Source organism: Geobacillus thermopakistaniensis, assembly GCF_000498995.1.
In the GTDB taxonomy this organism is placed as follows: Bacteria; Bacillota; Bacilli; order Bacillales; family Anoxybacillaceae; genus Geobacillus; species Geobacillus thermoleovorans.
In genome coordinates this window covers 1-2,207 of the sequence record NZ_AYSF01000005.1, presented here as the reverse complement: position 1 = coordinate 2,207, position 2,207 = coordinate 1, and the positions used below count along the sequence as shown (strand labels likewise).

At 53.7% G+C, this 2,207-nt stretch carries 3 protein-coding genes and 1 pseudogene; 2 read left to right on the top strand and 2 right to left on the bottom strand.

The features are described from left to right. Positions 1–315 precede the first annotated feature (315 nt). Positions 316–528, bottom strand: coding sequence for a hypothetical protein (locus T260_RS136820; RefSeq protein WP_011232307.1), 213 nt, complete (start codon positions 526–528; stop codon positions 316–318). 104 nt (positions 529–632) lie between these two features. Between T260_RS136820 and T260_RS136825 the strand changes: the two genes are divergently transcribed. After that, a complete protein-coding gene (locus T260_RS136825) occupies positions 633–1,379 on the top strand; it encodes a pseudouridine synthase (RefSeq protein ID WP_011232306.1) in 747 nt (248 codons plus the stop codon). Between the two features lie 95 nt (positions 1,380–1,474). Here the strand turns inward: T260_RS136825 and T260_RS136830 are convergent, their stop codons facing one another. Continuing rightward, positions 1,475–1,696 (bottom strand): DeoR family transcriptional regulator, encoded by a 222-nt coding sequence (locus tag T260_RS136830; RefSeq protein WP_008880936.1) that lies wholly within the window; start codon positions 1,694–1,696, stop codon positions 1,475–1,477. Positions 1,697–1,946: 250 nt separating this feature from the next. Here T260_RS136830 and T260_RS0119425 point away from each other — a divergent pair. Beyond that, positions 1,947–2,207 (top strand): annotated as a pseudogene (locus T260_RS0119425) (dipeptidase PepV); the annotation flags it as partial.

The window sequence follows — 2,207 nt, the reverse complement described above, 5'->3', positions numbered from 1 at the left end:
TTTTCGGCGGCATTTTTCTACTTGTTTCTCAGCATCCGCTCCGGGTTGTTTTCGGCGCTGTTTGGCGACCGGTTTGCGTTTTGGCGCCGGAAAGAGAAAAAGGCGGTATCGTAGAAGGGATCGGCCGTTGACCGGACGGCCGTTTCCTAGAAGCGGCTCGTTTAGGCCGGGAGCCCGGCGGACGGCGCTTCTTGCGAACGTCGCGGCGCCCTAGCGAAAGGGTTCGACGACGGCTGTTTTTCGCCCTCCCCCATGCCGTTCGGCTTGCGGCAAAAAAAAGAAGGCGGTCGTCCCCGCCTTCTTTCTCCATTTTGCTTACGACAGGCCGAGCCGGCGTTCGATGCGATCGAGGCGGCTTTCCACCCGGTCGAGCCGGCGGTCGAGCCGTTCGACGGCCCGCTCAAGCCGTTCGATGCGCCGCGCCCAGTTGGCGAATGGCCCGCCTGGGTATCCGGGCCAAAATTGGCTGGCTGGCGGCTGTTGACGGTAATCATCCAACGTTGGGACATAATAGTAATATTCATTCATCGGCAAATCCCCCTTCTTGATGTTTCCTTCACAGTGTATGGGGGGAAGGCGGAAGCGGACTAGATGAACGCCTAATGAAGGCCATATTTTTAGGAGGGAGATTTGTGGAACTGCGCATTGACAAGCTGCTCGCCCATATGGGGTATGGGACGAGGAAGGAAGTGAAAAAGCTGCTCAAGTCCGGAGCGGTGAAAGTGGATGGCGCGCCGGTCCGTGATGCGAAAACGAAAGTGCGGCCGGATGAGCAAATCGTGACCGTTTGGGGAGAAACGGTCGAGTACAAGCCGTTCATTTACTTGATGATGAATAAGCCTTCGGGGGTCGTTTCCGCGACGGAAGATGCCGTGGAAGAGACGGTCGTCGATTTGCTTGAAGAAGAAGACCGGGCATTTTCCCCGTTTCCGGTCGGGCGGCTTGACAAAGATACGGAAGGGCTGCTGCTCTTGACGAATGACGGCCAGCTCGCCCATCAGCTGTTGTCGCCGAAAAAACACGTGCCGAAAACGTATTTTGCCGTCGTGGACGGGGAAGTGACGGAAGCGGATGTCGCGGCGTTTCAGCGCGGCGTCGTCCTTGATGACGGCTATGAAACAAAGCCGGCCAAGCTCGTTGTGTTGAAATCCGGCCTTCGTTCCGATGTCGAGGTGACGATCACCGAGGGGAAGTTCCATCAAGTGAAGCGGATGTTTCAAGCGGTCGGCAAGCGGGTCGTCTATTTAAAACGAATTCAAATGGGGCCGCTGCCGCTTGACCCGGATTTGGCCGTCGGCGAGTATCGGGAATTGACGGATGAAGAGGTGGGCATGTTGAAGCAATACCGGCCAGAGACGGACGAAAAAAAAGGAACCTGACGCGGTTCCTTTTTTATGGAAAAATAGTGGATATTCATCTGTGGAAAAGTGGTTTGCGTTCATCTCCCATCTTGCCTACCCTATTGGCACCGGGTTTACGAAGAGATGCGCACTTTTTTGTTTGTGGTCGTCCATTTGCCCTTGCTTGGGCTGCGAACGAGATCGTTGTACATAAGCACGTTCAAGTCGCGCTGGATCGTTCGTGGGGTGGTGCCGAACTCATCAACAAGCTCTTGGGTCGTAACCGTTCCTTTTTCGCTAATGTACATATACACGGACTTGATGCGGGTAAGCATCCGATGTGTTGAAGGTTTCAAAAGACCACTCCCTATCTTAGCATCATTCGCATGGCACAACCGACCGCTAGCAGATGAGAGATGTCTTTGTCTGTTTACTACCATTGTACACGAAATGAGAGGGAAAATGCTACCCGGTTGCTTCTATTCACGAAAAATTTCAACATTTTGTCATGAAACGGAAATCGATTTGCAACGAATGAAACATTTTGACTTCCTGTTTTTGATATGATACGTTGGCAACAAAGGGTGTTGAATAAGGAAAGGAAGAATGGCGTTGAACATCGACTGGATGAACGAAGCGAAGAAACGAAAAGACGATCTTGTCCGCGACGTGCAAGCGCTTGTCCGCATTCCGAGCGTCCGCGAGGATCAGCAGGCGCAACCAGGCGCGCCGTTTGGGCCCAAGGTGGCCCAGGCGCTTGAGCATATGCTTCGCCGCGGCCGGGAGGAAGGGTTTCGCGTCAAAAATGTGGACGGATTTGCTGGGCATATCGAAATGGGTTTTCGGCGGATTTTTGTCGACATCATC